We start from the raw sequence: 18,229 nt of genomic DNA, 5'->3' as shown, positions 1-18,229 counted from the left end.
GGACTGCACCGGCCCGCGGTTTGGTGGAGCGGCCGAAATTCCGCAGGCACAGATGTGGGGGCGGGTCAGCGGCTGAGGAACTCCTCGATCGCGGGCCAGGTGGTGTCGGCGGCGGAAACCAGTCCGAGGTGTCCGCCGCTGACCTCCACGAACTCCACCTCGGCGGCGTTGGGCAGGACATCGAGGCCGCGGCGCACCGAGGCGGCGGGCACCACCACGTCGCTGGGGCTGCCCGCCAGCAACACCCGGCAGGTGACCTTCGACAGTTCGATCACCAGATCCGAGCGCAGTCGGATCGACCCGCCGGCGAGTTCGTTGCGCAGCACCAGGCTGCGATAGATCTGCCAGTACGAGCGGCCCGGGTAGCCGGGCATGGTGGCCATGAACCGGTCGGTGGCCTCCAGCCTGGCCAGCGCTTCGGTGTCGAAGGCGTTGCGGGCCAGGAACATCGGTTTGGCGAGCTCGCGGTCGAAGGCCTGGATCCGGAAGCCGAGCCGCACGAATTCCTGCGGGATGCCGCCCATCACCTTGGTCGCCACGGCCATCTCGCGACCACCGGTGACCTTGGCGACCAAGCGCAGCGGGATCAGGAACGCGGTGCGGGCCTGGTCGATCGGCGCGGCCAGGCAGGTGATGGAGGCGATCGGCAGGTCGGCGTGGGCGGCCGCGGTCAGCAGCGCGAGCACACCACCCAGCGACCAGCCGATGATGTCGACGCCACGGCCGTCGTGTTCCGCACTGACCCGCGCGATCGCCTCGGGCAGGATGTCCTCGGTCCAGTCCTCGAGGCCGAGATCGCGGTCGGCGTAACCGAATTCGCCGTAGTCGATGACGTAGGGCTGCCTGCCCTGGTCGAGCAGGAAGCGCACCAGACTCTGCCCGGGCCGCAGGTCGAAGCAGGCGGTGGTCACCGCGAGCGGCGGCACCAGCAGCACCGGATTGCCCTTCGCCCGCGTGGTGCGGTCGTAGCGCTTCAGGTGCCGGTGCGCGCCGTCGTACACCGTTGTCGACGGTGCGGGGCGGTAGGACTCGAGTCCACCGCCGAACGACACCGACCACACATTGCGCACCGCGCGCGGCAGATCGGCAACGATCCCCATCGGTAAACCCCTTACCTCACCAGTTACTGCCTGCCGGCAGACCCACTATTTCTTATCTTACCAGTGAGTAAGTTATTGCTTCAGGCTGCGTGACGAGCCTTGTTCACTGTGCGCTCCCTGCCGTGACCGGCCGACGAGGCCGTGATGGGCCGCCCGAAGAGGACCCGGAGCACGACCCGCGCGAGGGCGCCGAACCCCCGACGGCCCGCGGGCAGCGCGAGCACGCTGCGCACCGTCCGGGTCTGCGACGGTGTCACCGCGACGCCGGTGAATCGGTCGTCGAGCCAGTTCAGGCTCAGCGGCGTCGACAGCGGCAGCAGCGAGATGTGCTCGCTCGCCCGATCACGCAGGTAGGTCACGTGCGCGCCCTGCTCGCGGTAGCGCTGCACCAGCGCATCGATATCGTCCACCGCGATGATCTGGTCGTGCACGGCTTGCACCACCAGCAGCGGCACCGAGGGCGCCCGGTCCCCCAACGTGAGATCGGCGAAGACGGCCAGCATCGCTTCCATGGCGAGCAACTCGGCGATCGGGGTGCCGCTGTGCCGGTCGACGTTGTAGCGGGCCAACCGCAGCACCGCGGCGGCGGTCGTCGACTCGGCGGCCTTGTCGAGTACCGCGCGACCCTTGTCGCTGAAATGGGTGGCGACGAGTTCCTCGAACGCCGGATACACCCGGCGCAGGGCGGCGACGACGAGGGTCGGCAAGCCCGCGTGCAGCCCGCCGTTGAGGCGATGGAAGGTCGAGACCAGATCGCCCACCGGGGAGCCGAGCACGGCGCCTGCGATGTCGAGCTCCGGCGCGTAGGTCGGCGCCATCTCCGCGGCCCATGCCGTGGCCAGCCCGCCGCCCGAGTACCCCCACAGCCCGACCTGCGCCTGCGGGTCGAGACCGCCGGGCTCGAAGGCCAGGGCCGCGCGGATGCCGTCGAGTGCGCGGTAGCCCGGTTCACGCGGCGCTCCCCATGCGCCGAGCATGCCTTCGTGATCCGGAATCGAGATCGCCCAGCCCCTGGCCAGCGCATCGGCGAAGCACAGCTGTTCGACGTGCACGAAGGTGCCGACGGCGCGAGAGCCGCGCCGCAACGCGTAGGACGGAAACGACCGCGGCGAGATGGCGTCGATCGCGCACTGGAACGACAGCAGTGGGGCGCCGGGCGCGACACCGTCCCTCGGCGTCACCACTGTGGTGACGGACGCCTCGGGCATGCCGTGGAGATCGGTCGTGCGATACAGCAGCTGCCAGGCCCGCACCTTCATGCCGATCACACCGAACGCGGCGAGCTCGACCGGCCGCGAACGCAGGATCGTACCCTCGGCAAGGGTCTCGAATCCGGGCCTCGGCGCGAAGAAAGGATCCTTGTCCGGGAGCACGGCGGCCGTGGGCGCGGACCAGCTTTCGGCCCTCATGCGGTCCTGCGCGCGGGCTCGCTGCGGTAGCGCGACACCGGTCCGTCGATACCGAGCAGCTGCCAGAAGCGCTTGGCGACAGGATTCATCAGACCGATGTCGGTCGCGAGCGCGCGGACATCGGTGAACACATCCCGCTTGATATGGCGCGAGTGGTCGTTGCGCCAGTACGCGTCTCGCATCACCTCGCCCGGAATCCCGAACTTCTCGGCGAACTCCTTCGGTGGTGTCGCGATCATCGCCAGCATTACCCGCATGATGATCGGGAAGGCCACGGACAGGACGGTTTTCGACACGACGTTCATCGTGGGCACGTTGATCCGAAGATATTCGTGCGCGAACGAGATGTGCCGGGCCTCCTCGGCCACGTGGATCTCCATCACCCGGTGCACCATCGGATGTGGGTCGGTGCCGCTGCGCAGCAACGCCTTCTGCAGGTGATCGATCGGCTCCTCGCCACCGAGCACCAGGGCGAAGAAGAATCCGGGGAAGAACTTCACCGCCGGCCAGATGATCAACGTGAGCTTACGATCGACCGAGCCCATGCCGATCACATCGCGATAGCCGATGCGATTGATCATCTCCTGGAACATCATCGTGTGGTTGCACTCTTCGGCAGCCTCGTGCGTGATGTAGCGGAATTCCGGATCACCGTTGGGCACCGACGGCAGGTACTGCATGAGCCCACGGATGAGCAGCTGTTCGAAGTCGATGCCGACCTTCGCGATGCAGGCTTGGCGCCACAGTCCCATCGCGATCCGCTTCTCGACAGGCTGGGCCTTGTACCAGGGGTGACGGCCGAGCGGGTCCACCTCGGGCAGGATCCAGCGCGGGTCGTCGGAATGCACGGCGAACTCGGGCGAGTCCCAGTCGATGTCGACGTAGGGATCGAAGTGTTTGGTCACCGAGCCTTCGGACAGGCTCTGCAGGACCTCGTGGTAGCTGGACAGCGTCATCGGTGTCTCCTCGGTGCGGTTCCACTACCCAGTTTAGTGGTACCAGCGGTACCACACAAGGGTTGACGCTACTGCGTGTTACATCTAATTTTGCGCCGTCAGTTCGGCGATCGACGTGCGCGGATCGAGCGTGACGCCGACCTCGCGCAGACTGGCGTCGATGATCGCCCAGATGGCGATCTGCAGGTAGGACGACAGTTCCGCGGCGTCCATCGGCTGCATCGACCGGCTCAACCACCGGTTAACACTGCCGTCGACGAAGCTCACCAGGCCGAACGACATCGGTTCGGCCACCGCCACCGGTGCGGACTGTGCCCGCAGCGCGCTTTCGAACACCTCGCGCACGGTACCCGCGATGGCGATCTTGGTCCCGGATACGATCGGCGAGTTGTGATCCTTGCTGGCACCGGATCCTGCGCCGAGGAAATAATGCAGGCGCGGATTGGTCGCGATCCAGCCCACGTAGGCGTCGACGGAACGCGCGATCGCCTCGGTGACGGTGCCCTCGGGGTTCAGGGTGGGGGCGAGTACCGCCATCAGGTCGTCGATGATGCGGGTGCGCAGCTGCTCATCGAGGTCTTGGCGGTCTTTGAACAGGCGGTACAGCACCGAGCGTGGGACGCCGGCCAGATCGGCGATCTCCTGGACGCCGACCGAGGCGCCTTGGGCCTGCACGGCCGCGAGGGCGGCGGCGAGGATGAGTTCGCGACGGTCGGCGCGGTGACGGTCCCAGCGGCTGGCTCTGCCGTCGGTGCGTTGTGCGGTCACGTCATCTCCTTCACCGGGTCCGTGCGGTGCAGATGCCGGTTCGGCGCTCTGCTGAATACCACGCTGTGCTGAATACAACGACGAACTGTAGTCCAGCGATTCCACCGATCCGGCCGCGCACGGGCGCCGGCGATCGCCCGGGCGCCGGGCGCTTGCCCGACGCCCGGGGCGCTCACCCCTGTGCCGCGGCGTCGCGTGGCAGGCCGAGCATCCGTTCACCGATGACATTGAGCTGGACCTCGGTGGTGCCACCGTAGATGGTGGTGGCACGGCCCGCGATCAGCTGTTCCATCGCGTGGTCGCTGCGCTCACCGGGCACCGACACCACGCCGGCGACACCGAGTTCGGCTACGATGTACTCCGAAATCGCTTGTCCCAGCGCCATTCCCAACAGCTTTCCGACACTGGACGTGGTGGATACGTCGATGCCGGACAGCTGCTTGAGCACCACCCGTGAACTGATCACGTCCACCGCTCGGCTCTCGGCCATGAGTTCGCCGAGCCGGTAGCGCGCGACCGGCGAGAGATCGCGGCCGATCGCGAAGCGCAGCAGGTCGGTATCGGTGGCGTAGGCCTCCATCTTCTGGCTCAGCGCCACCCGCTCACCGGCCAGTGTCGTCCTGGCCACATGCCAGCCGTCGTCGACCGCCCCGACCACGTTCTCGTCGGGAACGAACACCTCATCGAGGAACACCTCGTTGAACAGTGCCGATCCGGTCATCTCCCGCAGCGGGCGCACCGTGATCCCGGGGCTCGACATGTCGAGCACGAAGTAGGTGATGCCTTCGTGCTTGGGCTTGTCGGGGCTGGTGCGCGCGATCAGCATCGCCCAGTCCGAGAACTGCGCGACCGTGGTCCAGATCTTCTGTCCGCTCACCCGCCAGCCACCGTCGACCTTGATGGCTTTGGTGGTCAGGCTCGCCAGATCCGAACCCGCGCCCGGCTCGCTGAACAGCTGACACCACACCAGCTCGCCGCGCAGTGTCGGCACGACCAGTTCCTGTTTCTGCCGTTCGTCACCGTGTGGAACCAACGCGCCGACCGCCCAGGTGCCCATCAGCAACTGCGGCATCTGGATACCGGAGGTCTTGATCTCCTGCGCGATCACCACCTGTTCGAGCGGCGAGGCCGAGCGGCCGTAGGGCCGCGGCAGGTGCGGGAGATTCCAGCCACCGTCGCCGAGCGCGACGAGCTGGTCGTCCTCGTCATCGATCGCCGCGATCTCGGCCAGCTCGGCCCGGACCGCCGCCCGGATCCGCTCGGCTTCGGCGGGCAGTTCCAGCTCGCTCGACAGCGTCAGCCCCGACAGCGCGTAGCCGGCCACCGCCTCGGCTCGTTCGTCACGCGCGCCGAGCTGCCCGCGCAGCGCGAGAGCGCGCCGGTAGTACAGGTGCGCGTCGTGCTCCCAGGTGAAGCCGATCCCGCCGTGCACCTGGATGCACTCCTGGGCGACCTGCACCGCGGCGTCCGGGATGATCAGCGCCGCGACGGCCGCGGCGTACTCGGCGGTGTCGTCGTCGCGATCGAGACCATAGGCGGCATCCCACAGCACGGCACGCGCCTTCTCCAGCGCGATGCCCATCTGGGCACACTTGTGTTTGACGCCCTGGAACTGACCGATCGGCCGACCGAACTGCACCCGGGTCTTGGCGTACTCCGACGCGGTCGACACACACCACGACATCACGCCGACCGCTTCGGCGCCGAACACCACCGCGGCGAGTGAACGCACGCGCGCCGCACTCACCTCGAGCACCCGGTCGAAGGAGACCTCGACCGAATCCGCCTGCAGCCGTGCCGAACCGCGCAGCACATCGATGCCGTCCTGCGCGCCGACGGTCAGTTCGATGTTCTCGAAGACGACCCACCGCTGTTCGCCGGCCACCGCGACGGGCGCGATGACGACATCGGCCGACACCGCCCCCAGCACACCGTCGGCCGTTCCGCTGACGGTCAACGTGCCGTCGGTGAGCGTGCCGGTCAGGTTCGAGGTCAGGGCCACCGCGCCGGTGCGCGACCCGTCCGCCAGCCCGGCGAGCCGAGCCAGGCTCGGATTGCCCTCGGCGTGAATGTCATCCGCGGCGGCCAACACCGCGGCGGCGAGCACGGTCGGCACGAACGGCCCGGTGTGCAGGCCACGCCCGAGCGGTTCGAGCGCGACGGCCAGCGTCAGCAGACCGGCGCCCTGACCACCGAGATCCTCGGCGATGTGCAGGCTGAGCAGATCCTGGGCGACGAGGCCGTCCCAGAACGGCAGGACTTTGCCCGCGTCGGTCGACTCGACTGCGGCCCGGACGACCTCGGCGGTGATGGTCCGCTCGACGAAACCGGCGACCGCGTCGGCGAGGGCCAGATGGTCCTCGCTGACACCGACCCCGAGCTCATAACTGTTGCGCGCCATGGCTAGTTGGTCTCTTTCAGCTGGGCCGCCACCTCGTCGATGGTCCACGGTCCGTCGGTCTCGACGGTGCGCACGTCGTGCCAGCCGGCCAGCTCGACGATCGCTCCGCCCTGCACGGCGAACACCTTGCCGGTGATCGCGCAGTCGGCCTCGGCGAGATGGGCGACCAGCGGGGAGATGTTGGCCGGGGAGAACGCGTCGAACTCACCCTCGGGCACCTCGGCCGCGAACAACGCGCCCATGCCAGGGGTGGCCAGAGTCAGGCGGGTACGCGCGATCGGGGCGATCGCGTTCACGCGTACGCCGTAGCGTTCGAGTTCGTCGGCGGCGACCAGCGTGAGCGCGGCGATGCCGGCCTTGGCCGCACCGTAGTTGCCCTGACCGGCGTTGGGCATGAACGTGCCCGAGGCCGAGGCGGTGTTGATCACCGACGCCGACACCGGGGTACCGGCCTTGGACTGTGCCTTCCAATACGCGGCGGCGTGATGCAGGGTGGCGGCGTGGCCCTTGAGGTGCACCGCGATGACCGAATCCCACTGCGACTCATCCATGCCCGCGATGAACGCGTCACGCAGGATGCCCGCGTTGTTCACCACGATGTCCAGCGTTCCGTACTCGCTGACCGCCTGGTCGACCAGCGCTTTCGCGCCGTCCCAGGTGGCGATGTTGTCGGTGTTGGCGACCGCGGCACCGCCGGCGGCGACGATCTCGTCGACCACCTGCTGGGCCGGGCCCGCGTCGGTACCGGTGCCGTCGTTGGCGCCGCCGAGGTCATTGACCACGACCTTGGCGCCTTCGCGGGCGAACAGCAGCGCGTGTTCGCGGCCGATGCCACGACCGGCGCCGGTGATGACCGCGACACGACCGTCGAGTTTTCCCATGAGTCTTGTCTCCTAGTTGATTTCGACGCGACCGTCGGTGATCGCGATCTGGCCCGCGGCTTCGGTTTCGAAGGCGTAGGCCAGCACGCCGGGATCAGCGGATTCGGTGGGCCAGAAGGTGGTGGTGATGTCCTGGCCGGGCAGCACCGGCTTGGCGAATCGCACGGCCAGCCTGCGCAGGCGCGCGGTGTCGCCGCCTGCGAGTTCGGTCAGCGCGGCCCACGAGGTGAACGCCATGGTGCACAGACCGTGGTTGATGATGCCGGGAAGCCCGGCCATCCGGGCGATCTCGTCGTCGAGGTGGATCGGCATCGGGTCGCCCGAGGCCGGCGAGTAGCGGAAGGTCTGGTCGTCGTCGATGTGGGCGGTGACCGACGCGGCCGGATCGCCTGCCCGATCCTCGTCGGTGATCCGGTGGGTGGGCGCGAGCTCCCCTTCACCGGGACCGGCGTCGACCTTGCGGAAGAACGCGGTCATCCACTGCTCGTTGACGAGTTCGCCCGCCGCGTCCCGGGTTTCGGCGTAGATGACGACCGTGGAGCCGTTCGGGCGGCCCACGTAGCCGATCGGCTTGGCCCGCACCACCAGTTCGTCACCGGCCCGGATCGGACGGTGGAACAGAAAGTCCTGCTCACCGTGGACCAGCTTCATCAGCAGCTCCACCGGCGCGACCGACAGCGCGGCGGGCGCCATCGAGGTGAACACCGGCACCACCGCGAACACCGGCGGCGCGATCTGACCCGACAGGTGCGCGGGGACCGGATCATTGGTCGCCGCGGCGTATTCCGCGATCCGCTCGGCGGTGACCGAGAACCGCTCTTCGTCGGTCCACTCCCCCAGGGCGGAGCCGTCGAAGACGACTCCGGCCGATTCCGAGGTGGTCATGCGGCCGAACCGACGAGCTCGGTGAACTTGGCCATCGACTCCTTCAGGTCGGCTTCGGCGTGCTTGGCGACAGCCTTGCCGATCGGGCCGACGATCATCGCGCCCTTGAAGCTCGCGTCGAACGCGGCCGAGGAGCCGGTGTCGGTGGCGTCGACCTTCAACGCGAATTCGATGGTGACACCGGCCATGCCGGCGCCGGTGATGCGCAGGAACGAGTTCGGCACCACTTCGGCGACGGTCCACTCGATCTTGTTGGCCATGTTCATCACCGACACGACCTCGGTGAAGCGTGCGCCCGCGGCGAGCTCGGCGGGCAGATCGCCACGCCAGCCCTGGTGGATGGTCAGCCATTCCTCCCAGTTGGCGAGATCGCTGAGCCGGGCCCAGGCCAGCTCGGGGGCGACGGGAAGTGCGGTGGAAACGGACACAGATGCCATGGGGTTCTCCTGGTGTGATTCGGTAGGGGAAAGTCAGCGGTTGGCGGGGCGGTAGGCGGTCACCACGACCGCGCCACCGAGACCGATGTTGTGTTGCAGGGCGATTCGCGCGTCGGCGACCTGGCGGGCGTCAGCGGTGCCCCGCAGCTGCCAGGTGAGTTCGCTGCACTGGGCCAGACCGGTCGCGCCGAGGGGGTGGCCCTTGGAGATCAGACCGCCCGACGGGTTGACGACCCACTGGCCGCCGTAGGTGGTGGCGTTGTCGTCGACGAGCCGGCCGCCCTCCCCCGGCGCGCACAGGCCCAGAGCCTCATAGGTCAGCAGTTCGTTGGTGGAGAAGCAGTCGTGCAGCTCGATGACATCGACATCCTCGGGCCCGAAACCGGCCTCGGCGTACACCGCTTCGGCGGCAGTGCGCGACATCGAGGAGCCGACCAGGTTGATCGCGGTCGGGCTGGTGAACGTCGAGGCGAGGTCGGTGACCATCGACTGCCCGACGATCTCGACCGCGCGGTCGGCCAGGTTGTTCCGGTCGACGAAGTCCTCGCTCGCCAGGATCACCGCGCCGGAACCGTCGGAGGTCGGCGAACACTGCAGCTTGGTCAGCGGGCCGTAGATCTGCTTCGCCGCGAGGACCTCCTCGAGGCTGTATTCCTTCTGGAACTGCGCGTACGGATTGTTCACCGAGTGCTGGTGGTTCTTCACGCCGATCTTGGCGAACTGCTCGGCCGTGGTGCCGTAGAGCTCCATGTGCTCCTTGCCCGCGGCACCGAACATGTACGGCGCGGGCGGCATCGCGAATTCCTGCAGCTCGGCCAGCGCCAGCAGGTGCCTCATCATCGGCTGCTCACGGTCGTCGTAGGTCGAACCGAGCGAGCCGGGCTGCATCTTCTCGAAACCCAAGGCGAGGGTGCACTCGGCGAGCCCACCGCGCACCGCTTGCGCCGCCAGGTAGAGCGCGGTCGAACCGGTCGAGCAGTTGTTGTTCACGTTGACCACCGGAATACCGGTCAGCCCCAGCTCGTAGACCGCGCGCTGACCCGAGGTCGACTCGCCGTACACATAGCCGACATAGGCCTGCTGCACCCGGTCGTAGTCGATTCCGGCGTCGGCGAGCGCTTTGGTCCCCGCCTCACGGGCCATGTCCGGATAGTCCCACTCCCGCGAACCCGGCTTCTCGAACTTCGTCATGCCGACGCCGACGACGAACACCTTCTGTGTCATGAACGCACTCCCGTGTGCCGTGTGTCCCGAATACCTGAGACACGGTGTCCATGTAATTTAGGTTGGACACCGCGTCCAGGTCAATACCCCGGCGAACACAGCCCGCACACGACAAGGGCCGCACCGAGAACGGTGCGGCCCTGGGGTCATGCTGCCGAGGTCAGGTCTGTTGACCGAACCGGCGTGGTTTCTTCGCGCCCATGATGTCGGTCCACCACGATTGCAGCGGGCTCGGTTCGGGCCAATGAACGGTCGGGTCCTCTTCCTCGGGGTCGGCGGGTGGCACGTCGGACGGGTCGTCGTCGAGATCGCTGGTCATGCAGGTTCTTCCTCGAATCGATCGACGGCGCCGCAGCGGGGAGACGAGAGAAGGATGAGCCAGGACTCGAGGCCGGGTGCGGCGACGACGCGTTGGTCGCCGCTGGTCCACGGCTGACCTGTATGCGTTCAACCGTACACGCCGAGGATCAACCGTCGGTATCAATTCACGGCTCTCCACGACAATGCGAGTCACGTTCTGCAGCAACCCGTTTCGTGCACTCGGCGATTCGCACTGCTAACGTGTCCGCATCGCCGAAACGCCGGGCAGCGAGTCCGGTTTCGACCGAACTCACGTGCGCGGTGCCCAATTGTGGTGCGGCGCACTCGGTGTGAGGGCTGGTCGCGGCGAGAAGTCTCGTCGGAGAGACCGGCGAGGACCCGGCCACCACGGCTCTTCGGTCGGTACAGACGACAAAGGAACCGATGACTCCGACGCTCGCGGTCTTCTTGTTCTCCATCGCAACACTGGTCCTGCTCGGCGCGGTCGCTGTCGCGCTGCAGGCCCTGCGCAACGAACGTCAGATCCGCGCCCGCCTGGCGGCGGCCGAGCGCGATCTCCACGCCAAGAACACAGCGATGGAACAGATGTCGCTGGCCCACGCGGAGGAACTCCGGGCGTGCGAACACGACGCGGCACTCGCCGATCGCGCGGCCGAACAGCGCACCGTGGCACAGGTCGAGGCGGCACACGAGGCGACGCGCGCCCAGGTCTCCGCCGACGCCCGCGCCGCCACCAGCAACGCCGTGCGCGCGTTCGGCACCACCGTGGTGAGTCTCGGCGCCGACGTGGGCCAGGTCGTGAGCAACGCGCTGCGGGAGAACCGCAACGACGAGGTCTACGCGACGCTCACCCGGATCGACCACACCGTCCAGCAGATGATCCGTCAGGCCCAGGCCTACGTCATCGTCTCGGGCGGGCTGCCGGGCAGGCGCTGGCCGCAACAGACCGTCGGCGACGTGGTGGGCGGCGCCACCGGCCGGGTGCGCGACTATTTGCGCGTGCGCACGGGCCACTGCGAACTGGTGGTCATGAGCCGGGCGGTGGAGCCGCTGGTGCACACGGTCGCGACCCTGCTCGACAACGCGCTGCGCTACTCGCCGCCGTCGTCGTTCGTCGACATCTCCTACCAGCAGGGCCATCACGGGGTCACCGTGATCATCGATGACGCGGGCGTGCGGATGAGCCACGAGCAGATGGAGGAGGCGCGCCAGGTGCTCTCGGGCGAGCGCGTCGTCGACATCAACGCCCTCGGCCCGTCACCGCGGGTCGGGTTCCCCGGTGTCGCCGCGCTCGCACGCCGTTACGGCTTCGCCGCCTATGTCGACGGACCCAATATCTACGGCGGCACCAGGGCGATGGTGTTCGTTCCCGCGGCGCTGCTCGTCACCGCCACCGAGGTGCACCGGCCCAAGCATGCCGAGGCGCCGGAACCGGTCGCGCCACCACCACCTGTCTCCGAGATCAGCGCGTCGGCGCCCGAGCTGGACGTGGCCGAGCTCGACCGCACCACCGGCGGGCTGCCCAAACGCACGCGCCGCACCGTGGCCCCGGCCGACGAGCGCGCCGACACCGGCGAGGTGCTCGCGCGCCCCGAGCTCGCGGCGGCCTGGCACAGCGGCTCCAGACACGGCCGCGCCGCGGCCGCACGCTCGACGAAAGGGCACGACAGCTGATGAGTACTCCGATCTCCAACAGCACCAACCGCCTCGCGTGGCTGCTGGACGACCTGGCGCTCGACGGCGTCCGCTTCGCGGTGTTGTTATCCGAGGACGGCCTACGCGTGGCGCACTCGGGCGCCATCTCCATCGACGACGCGGAGCGTTTCGCGGCCGCCGCGTGCGGGCTGCGCTCGCTGGGCAAGGTGCTCGGTGAGTTCTGCGGCGGACTGGCGAACACCGTGCGCCAGAACATGACCGAATACGACGAGGGCATGGTACTGATCACCGCCGCGGGCGCGGGCACCCTGCTCGGCGTCGCCACCACCGGCGATGTGGACCTCGCGCTCATCGCCCATCGCATGAACGAGCTGGCCGCCAGGGTCGGCCACGAACTCGGCGCGTCGCCGAGGCACCGATCCTCGACTCAGGAGTACTCGCTGTGACACTGGATGTTTCGCCGGACTCGCGCAGCGGCCAGGACCGGGTGCCGCTGTACTCGCCGGAATTCGCCGCCGACCCGCAGAGCACCTACCGCGAGATGCGGCACCGCTTCGGTTCGCTGGTACCGGTCGATCTGGTGCCCGGGGTCCCCGCCACCCTCGTGATCGGCTACCGCACCGCGGTACAGATTCTCAACGATCCCGACCATTTTCCGGCCGACCCGAAGATGTGGCAGCGCGACATCCCCGCCGACTGCCCTGTCCTGCCGATGATGCGCTACCGCCCCAACGCGATCCGCACCGCCGGCGCCGAGCACACGCGCCACCGGCAGGTCACTGTCGCGGGCCTGGCGGGTGTCGACCTGTACCAGCTGCATCGCACCGTCGAGCAGATCGCGATGCCGGTGATCAACTCCTTCTGCGCGGACGGCCGCGCGGATCTGTTGAGCCAGTATGCCTTTCCTGTCATCTTCGCCACCATCAACGCGATGCTCGGTGTGCCCGCCGATATCGGCGGGCACATCGCGACCGGCATGGCGCAGATGTTCGAGGGCGGCGACACCGCGGCCAGCGGTACGCAGATGATGGAGGACGCGCTCTACGACCTGGTGCGGCTCAAGCAGAGCGAACCCGGCGACGACGTGACGACCCGGTTGGTACAGCATCCGCAGCGGCTCACCGACGAGGAGCTGATGAACCAGGTACTCACGATGTACGGCGCGGGGATCGAGCCGATGCTCAATCTGATTCTCAATACGGTGCGGCTGATGCTCACCGATCAGCGATTCGCGGGCAGCTTGCTCGGCGGTAGCCTGTCCACCCGCGACGCACTCGACGAGGTGCTCTACACCGACCCGCCGATGGCCAACTTCTGCACCACGTATCCGCGACAGCCGATCCTGGTCGACGATGTGTGGCTGCCCGCGCATCAGCCGGTCGTCATCAGCATGGCCGCGTGCAACAACGATCCCGCGATCGGGACCGGCGATTTCCTCGACAACCGCGCGCACCTGGCGTGGAGCACCGGCCCGCACGGCTGCCCGGCGAAGTCCCCCGCCTACCTGATCGCCCAGGAAGCCATCGACCAGCTCCTCGACGCGCTGCCCGAACTCGAGCTCGCGGTGCCGCCGGAGGAATTGGTCTGGCGGCCAGGGCCTTTCCACCGGGCGCTGGCGGGCCTGCCGGTGGTGTTCCCGAGCACCGCACCGCTGGTGGTGCCCGGCAACTGAATCCGCTCGCTAGGCCGACCCGCGCGGGTCGGCCTAGCGAGTTCGGCGCTACGCGCCGTGGATGTAGGCCGGCAGGTGGCGGTGGCCGTTGGAGATGAAGCTGGGCACAGTGCCCAGTTCGGTCACGGGAGCGGCCAGCTTCAGCTCGGTGAACCGCTCGAACAGCGCCGGCAGCGAGACCAGTGCCTCGAGGCGGGCCAGCGGCGCACCGAGGCAGTGGTGCGCGCCGTAGCCGAATGCCATGTGCGACTGCTTCTCGCGCGTGGGATCGAACTCGTCCGCGGTGTCGCCGTGCAGCTTCGGGTCACGCGCGGCCGCGGCGTAGCTCGCCAGAATCGGGTCACCCTTGGCGAACTGGATACCGTCGATGTCGATGTCCTCCACCGCGAAACGCAACGGCAGATGCGCGACCGGTGATTCGAATCGCAGCGTCTCCTCGACCAGATCGGGCCAGGTGATCGTGCCCTCGCGCACGCCCGCGAGCACATCGGGCCGGGTGAGCAGAGCGGTGATGGCCTGATCGAGCAGATTCACGGTGGTCTCGTGACCCGCCGAGATCACCAGCAGCAGCGTGCCGACCAGCTCTTCCTCGGTGAGCTGGCCCTCGTCCTCGTCGCGCTGGACGATCAGCAGACTGGTGATGTCGTCGCCGGGCTGTTCGCGCCGCAACGCCACCAGTTCACCGAGGATCCGGTACATCTCCATGTAGTTGGCCTGCGACTGCTCCGGGGTGAGCGAGGTGTCGAAGATGCCGTCGATGCAGGTGCGCAGGCCGGGGTTCAGCGATTCCGGCACGCCCATCAGCTCCGAGATCACCTGGATCGGCAGCGGGTAGGCGAACTGCTCGCGCAGGTCCACGGTCTGACCGGCCGGGGTGGCTGCCAGCTCGTCGAGCAGTTCGGTGGTGATGCGCTCGACCTGTGCGCGCATGGCCTCGGTGCGCCGCGCGGTGAAGGCCGGCGCCACCAGCTTGCGCAGCCTGCGGTGATCGCTGCCGTAGGCGGTGAACATGTTCGGCGCCGAAACCCACAGGTACAGCGGCCAATCCGGGGGGATCTCACCGGCGACGAAGGCGGGCCAGTGCTGGCTCGCGTCCTTGGAGACCCGGGGATCGACGAGCAGTTTCTCCAGCAGCGCGGCGTCGGTGATCGACCATGCCTGCACCCCGCCCGGCAGCTCGACCCTGGTGGCGGGACCATGCGACCTGATCTCGAGGTTCTCACCCTGAATGTCTTGCCCAGTCGGGTCCATTACGACCCGATTCGTCACCGTTTCCATTGTGAAACCTCTCGATCACCCGGCGCCTCGCAGACCCCGTCTTCCGAGGTCGCAGCGAAACATCTTGCTGGACTAGCCCTTACGGGCCGTTAGCGATGCTACCGGCCGAACGTCTCTGTCGCAGTGAACACTTGGAATGGGGATCACACAGTGAGATCGAACTATCGGCGCTGCCGGAACGGATACCCACGGACCGGGCTTCCGGTGTCACTTGGGCACGAGAACACCCGTCAGATCGGCTTCCCGGATGGGAGTGTCCGGATCGGCCTGCGCGCCACACATCAGATCGATGGCGGCGACGGACACGGTGGCTACAGCATTCCTGCGCAGTGTCGTCATGGAGCGGCTTTACCCGATTCCGGCCGTCGCACGCAGCGGTGAACGTTCACGGATTGACCCGACCGTTTCAGTGCCAATCTTGTACTGTCGCAGCCAGATCAGATGCTATGTCGCTGGTGGTTCTCCCCTGGGTGGGCGCGCCACTGTCAAAGTTGCAGAGGAGCAAGGCTCATGGCCGACGTGCAGACCCCGATGATCAGGACCGATATCCCCCATTCAGCACGGATCTGGAACTACTGGATGGGCGGTAAAGACCACTACGAGATCGACAAGATCGCCGGCGACGCCGGGCTGGCGGTCGACCCCGACATCTCGACCATGGCCGTGCAGTCGCGGCAGTTCCTGATCAGGGCCGTCCGCTTCCTGGCGAAGGAACGCGGCATCAAGCAGTTCCTCGACATCGGCACCGGCCTGCCCACGATGCAGAACACCCATGAGGTCGCCCAGGGCGTCGCCCCGGACGCCAAGGTGGTCTACGTGGACAACGACCCTCTGGTGCTCACCCACGCGCGCGCACTGCTCACCAGCACCACCGACGAAGGCGTCACCACCTACATCGACGCCGACTTCCACGACCCCGAACAGATCGTCGCCGACGCGCGCAATGTGCTGAACTTCAACGAGCCGATCGCGGTGATGTTCATGGGTGTTCTCGGTCACGCCAAAACCTACGACGACCTGCTGCGCATCGTGGGCACCGTGGTCGGCGCAGTGCCCTCGGGCAGCTACCTGATCTATTGGGACGGCACCGACGACAGCCAGGCCTACGTCACCCTGTGCGAGAACTACACCGGCACCGGCGGCACACCGTACGTCCCGCGCCCGCAGGCCCAGATCCGCGGCGTCTTCGACGGGCTGGAAGTAGTCGAACCGGGCGTCGTCTCGATCACCCAGTGGCGTCCGGAAACTGCCGAGGTGGGCCAGGTCCTCCCGATCTCGGCGTACGGCGCGGTCGCCCGCAAACCCTGACCCACACCGCCGACCGCCACCCGCGACACGCCCCATCCGAGCCCTGCTCGTATGGGGCGCGGCCGCGTGGATCGCCCGCGGATTCGGAGGAAGCCTCAGGGACAAGATATGGTGATACAGGGAGTTACAGTTAGTTTTCTCCCATCGTCTCGACGTTCCGGAGAATTACATGGGCCCCCTGTCGGTTGCACTGCGCAACGTGGTCGCGCTCTTCAACGACGGCGTCGAGCCGTACGCGCCGACGCCGTCGGACATCGTCTACGACGAACCGCACCGCAGGCTGCTGCGCTACCGGCGCTCCACCCCCGCCACCGGCGATCCCGTGCTGCTCGTGCCGCCGTTGGCGGTGACGATCTCCTGCTACGACATGCGACCCAGCCAGAGCCTGGTGCGATTCCTGCTCGAGCTGGGACGTGAGGTCTATGTGCTCGACTACGGCGAGATCACCTACGCGGACCGCGATCTCGGCTTCGAGGAATGGGTCGACGACATCGTGCCCACCGCGATCGAGGCGGTCAGCGCGGACAACAGCCACTCCCCCGTCGACCTGATCGGCTGGTCCTTCGGCGGCACCATCAGCGTGCTCACCGCCGCCGGGCACGCCGACCTGCCGATCGGTTCGGTCACCGCGGTGGGAACCCCGTTCGATCAGCGCCGCAACGGTCAGATCTCGCTGGCCCGCAAATTCGGGCAGCTCACCGGCGGCCGCGAGGTCACCGTGCCGGTCCGCGTGGCAGGCGGCGTGCCGAAGTACGGGGTGCGGGCGGGTTTCCGTATCCAGTCGATCGACCGTGAACTCACCAAGCCCTGGTACATCGCCCGCAATATCGCCGACACCGAGGCACTGGCCCGCATGCAATCGGTGGACCGGTTCATGGACACCATGCCGGGCTACCCGGGCCGGTTCTATCGTCAGGCCTACCGGCAATTGATCATCCGCAACGAAATGTTCAAGGGCACAGTGCATCTGGGCCCGCATCGCGCGATCGATCTGACCGGACTCACCGCGCCGACGCAGCTGATCGGCGGCACCAAGGACGCACTGGCCTCGTCGGCGTCGGTCGCGGCAGGCATCGGAGTCCTCACCGGCGCGGCGCAGGTTCGGTTCACCGAGGTCCCGGGAAGCCATCTCGGCATCATCGCGGGCCCCACCGCCCGCGACACCACCTGGGCGACGATCGCGGACTTCCTCGACAGTGTGCGGTTGTCCACCCGCACACCTTCACCCACGCACTGACCCGACGGCCCCGGGGTCGATCGATCGCACCCCCGCGCGCCGCTTACTCCGCGGGCGTCACGCGCTGCGCATGGCGCGGTAGACCGCCGAGCCGACGAAGGCGCCGAGGTCATCGGGATTCCACTCGTCGCGGTGGGCGAACAGGGTGCGGACCGCGCTTTCGGCGGCCGAGACCCATAACTCCACCAGCGCGGGCAATTTGCGTTCGGCGTCGTCGACTCCCCAGGCCAGCAACGTCGGCCGGAGCAACGCCGTGCAGCGCTCGACTGCCAGCTGACGACCACGTCCGAAGGAACCGGCGACGGCGGGATCGGGGTTGCCGTAGATCAGGCGCCAGGCATCGGGGCGCTCGGCCGCCTTGTTGAGCAGGGTGCGGAAACCTTCGACGAACACCGTCTCGTCGGCGTTGGTCGCGCGCGGCGGCAACACGTCGAGCACACCCGAGATCAGAAAACTCTCCTCGCGCTGGATCAGCGCGTCGATCAGCTCGACCCGGTCGGGGAAGCAGGCGTAGATCACCGGGCGGGTGACCTTCATGTAGTCGGCGACCGCGCCCATCGTGACCGCGGCGATGCCGTCGTCGGCGGCGATGGCGAGCGCCGCGTCGAGCACCTGCGGTCTGCGCCGCTCGGGGCCGAGGTGCGCGGCCCGCCCTCGCCGCTGCAGTGCCGTCTCGCTACCCATGCGCCCACCATA

At 67.8% G+C, this 18,229-nt stretch carries 18 protein-coding genes; 5 read left to right on the top strand and 13 right to left on the bottom strand.

The genetic code is table 11. The features are described 5' to 3' along the window. Nucleotides 1-65 precede the first annotated feature (65 nt). The 10 genes from ACWDXS_RS01815 to ACWDXS_RS01770 all read right to left on the bottom strand — a co-directional run bounded on the left by ACWDXS_RS01815 (nucleotide 66) and on the right by ACWDXS_RS01770 (nucleotide 10,380). Nucleotides 66-1,100, bottom strand: coding sequence for an alpha/beta fold hydrolase (locus ACWDXS_RS01815; protein WP_449960985.1), 1,035 nt, complete (start codon nucleotides 1,098-1,100; stop codon nucleotides 66-68). An 80-nt stretch (nucleotides 1,101-1,180) separates the two neighbouring features. Continuing rightward, entirely contained in the window at nucleotides 1,181-2,509 is a 1,329-nt protein-coding gene (locus ACWDXS_RS01810; RefSeq protein WP_449960982.1) for a lipase family protein, read from the bottom strand. Further along, nucleotides 2,506-3,465 (bottom strand): AurF N-oxygenase family protein, encoded by a 960-nt coding sequence (locus ACWDXS_RS01805; protein WP_449960979.1) that lies wholly within the window; start codon nucleotides 3,463-3,465, stop codon nucleotides 2,506-2,508. The genes ACWDXS_RS01810 and ACWDXS_RS01805 overlap by 4 nt, the downstream gene beginning before the upstream one ends. An 84-nt stretch (nucleotides 3,466-3,549) precedes the next feature. Then, complete coding sequence (locus ACWDXS_RS01800; RefSeq protein ID WP_378630881.1) at nucleotides 3,550-4,233, bottom strand: TetR/AcrR family transcriptional regulator; 684 nt, start codon at nucleotides 4,231-4,233, stop codon at nucleotides 3,550-3,552. A 172-nt stretch (nucleotides 4,234-4,405) separates the two neighbouring features. Next, nucleotides 4,406-6,634, bottom strand: a complete 2,229-nt coding sequence (locus ACWDXS_RS01795; RefSeq protein WP_449960976.1) for an acyl-CoA dehydrogenase — start codon at nucleotides 6,632-6,634, stop codon at nucleotides 4,406-4,408. A 2-nt stretch (nucleotides 6,635-6,636) separates the two neighbouring features. After that, entirely contained in the window at nucleotides 6,637-7,515 is an 879-nt protein-coding gene (locus ACWDXS_RS01790; RefSeq protein ID WP_378630878.1) for an SDR family oxidoreductase, read from the bottom strand. A gap of 12 nt (nucleotides 7,516-7,527) precedes the next feature. Next, on the bottom strand, nucleotides 7,528-8,400 hold the full coding sequence (locus ACWDXS_RS01785) for a MaoC/PaaZ C-terminal domain-containing protein (protein ID WP_449960973.1): 873 nt from the start codon (nucleotides 8,398-8,400) through the stop codon (nucleotides 7,528-7,530). Beyond that, nucleotides 8,397-8,837 carry a type II toxin-antitoxin system Rv0910 family toxin gene (locus tag ACWDXS_RS01780; RefSeq protein ID WP_101462898.1) on the bottom strand — a complete coding sequence of 147 codons (441 nt, stop codon included), beginning with the start codon at nucleotides 8,835-8,837 and terminating at the stop codon, nucleotides 8,397-8,399. Before ACWDXS_RS01780 ends, ACWDXS_RS01785 begins: the two co-directional genes overlap by 4 nt. A gap of 33 nt (nucleotides 8,838-8,870) precedes the next feature. Next, entirely contained in the window at nucleotides 8,871-10,061 is a 1,191-nt protein-coding gene (locus tag ACWDXS_RS01775) for a lipid-transfer protein (protein WP_378989808.1), read from the bottom strand. Nucleotides 10,062-10,221: 160 nt separating this feature from the next. After that, nucleotides 10,222-10,380, bottom strand: coding sequence for a hypothetical protein (locus ACWDXS_RS01770; RefSeq protein WP_378989807.1), 159 nt, complete (start codon nucleotides 10,378-10,380; stop codon nucleotides 10,222-10,224). 425 nt (nucleotides 10,381-10,805) lie between these two features. Here ACWDXS_RS01770 and ACWDXS_RS01765 point away from each other — a divergent pair, with 425 nt between their 5' ends. From ACWDXS_RS01765 to ACWDXS_RS01755, 3 genes are read left to right on the top strand one after another with little or no spacing between them, the layout of a single operon-like run. Continuing rightward, on the top strand, nucleotides 10,806-12,056 hold the full coding sequence (locus ACWDXS_RS01765) for a sensor histidine kinase (RefSeq protein WP_378989805.1): 1,251 nt from the start codon (nucleotides 10,806-10,808) through the stop codon (nucleotides 12,054-12,056). Next, nucleotides 12,056-12,484, top strand: a complete 429-nt coding sequence (locus ACWDXS_RS01760) for a roadblock/LC7 domain-containing protein (protein ID WP_378989804.1) — start codon at nucleotides 12,056-12,058, stop codon at nucleotides 12,482-12,484. The genes ACWDXS_RS01765 and ACWDXS_RS01760 overlap by 1 nt, the downstream gene beginning before the upstream one ends. Before the next feature lie 2 nt (nucleotides 12,485-12,486). Then, a complete protein-coding gene (locus tag ACWDXS_RS01755) occupies nucleotides 12,487-13,710 on the top strand; it encodes a cytochrome P450 (protein ID WP_378990013.1) in 1,224 nt (407 codons plus the stop codon). 48 nt (nucleotides 13,711-13,758) lie between these two features. Here ACWDXS_RS01755 and ACWDXS_RS01750 read toward each other — a convergent pair whose 3' ends face one another. Both ACWDXS_RS01750 and ACWDXS_RS01745 read right to left on the bottom strand, forming a co-directional pair. Further along, nucleotides 13,759-14,988, bottom strand: coding sequence for a cytochrome P450 family protein (locus tag ACWDXS_RS01750; protein ID WP_449960967.1), 1,230 nt, complete (start codon nucleotides 14,986-14,988; stop codon nucleotides 13,759-13,761). Nucleotides 14,989-15,195: 207 nt separating this feature from the next. Continuing rightward, nucleotides 15,196-15,327 carry a hypothetical protein gene (locus ACWDXS_RS01745; RefSeq protein ID WP_378989802.1) on the bottom strand — a complete coding sequence of 44 codons (132 nt, stop codon included), beginning with the start codon at nucleotides 15,325-15,327 and terminating at the stop codon, nucleotides 15,196-15,198. A 171-nt stretch (nucleotides 15,328-15,498) separates the two neighbouring features. Here ACWDXS_RS01745 and ACWDXS_RS01740 point away from each other — a divergent pair, with 171 nt between their 5' ends. Continuing rightward, nucleotides 15,499-16,296, top strand: coding sequence for an SAM-dependent methyltransferase (locus ACWDXS_RS01740; RefSeq protein ID WP_378989801.1), 798 nt, complete (start codon nucleotides 15,499-15,501; stop codon nucleotides 16,294-16,296). Nucleotides 16,297-16,465: 169 nt separating this feature from the next. Further along, entirely contained in the window at nucleotides 16,466-17,533 is a 1,068-nt protein-coding gene (locus ACWDXS_RS01735; protein WP_387446997.1) for an alpha/beta fold hydrolase, read from the top strand. Nucleotides 17,534-17,590: 57 nt separating this feature from the next. Here the strand turns inward: ACWDXS_RS01735 and ACWDXS_RS01730 are convergent, their stop codons facing one another. Continuing rightward, the gene (locus tag ACWDXS_RS01730; RefSeq protein ID WP_378989799.1) at nucleotides 17,591-18,217 is read right to left on the bottom strand and encodes a TetR family transcriptional regulator; all 627 of its coding nucleotides are present in this window, start codon (nucleotides 18,215-18,217) and stop codon (nucleotides 17,591-17,593) included. Between the last annotated feature and the right edge of the window lie 12 nt (nucleotides 18,218-18,229).

The sequence above is a fragment of the Nocardia sp. NPDC003183 genome (genome assembly GCF_053590715.1).
Note: the sequence above shows the minus strand (reverse complement) of the source record. Positions and strands in the feature narration are given on the sequence as shown.